Source organism: Hungatella sp. SL.1.14, from assembly GCF_024460495.1.
Taxonomy (GTDB): domain Bacteria; phylum Bacillota; class Clostridia; order Lachnospirales; family Lachnospiraceae; genus Hungatella; species Hungatella hathewayi.
This window is the reverse complement of the sequence record NZ_JANFYJ010000589.1, coordinates 1-255: the sequence shown is the minus strand read 5'-3', so window position 1 is coordinate 255 and position 255 is coordinate 1. Positions and strand designations below refer to the sequence as shown.

The 255-nt window shown below is 42.0% G+C and carries 1 protein-coding gene; it reads left to right on the top strand.

The genetic code is table 11. The features are described from left to right. Positions 1-13: 13 nt before the first annotated feature. The coding region (locus NE473_RS33390; RefSeq protein WP_256265752.1) for an ERF family protein at positions 14-255 on the top strand (242 nt) is incomplete at its 3' end.

Below are 255 nucleotides of genomic sequence, written 5' to 3'. Positions count from 1 at the left end.
CGATAGCCGTGTAATGAATGTGTATGAGAAGTTGCTGAAAGTACAGCAGGAACTCAAAGTACCGAAAAGCCAGTATAATCTCTTTGGGAAATATTATTATCGTAACTGCGAGGACATACAGGAGGCCATAAAACCGCTTTTAAAATCTGTGAATGCTGTGCTTTTCCTCAACGATGAGATAGAGCAGATAGGGGACCGGTATTATGTTAAGGGCATTGCAAAATTTGTTGATTGCGAGACCGGGGCCGAAATTAC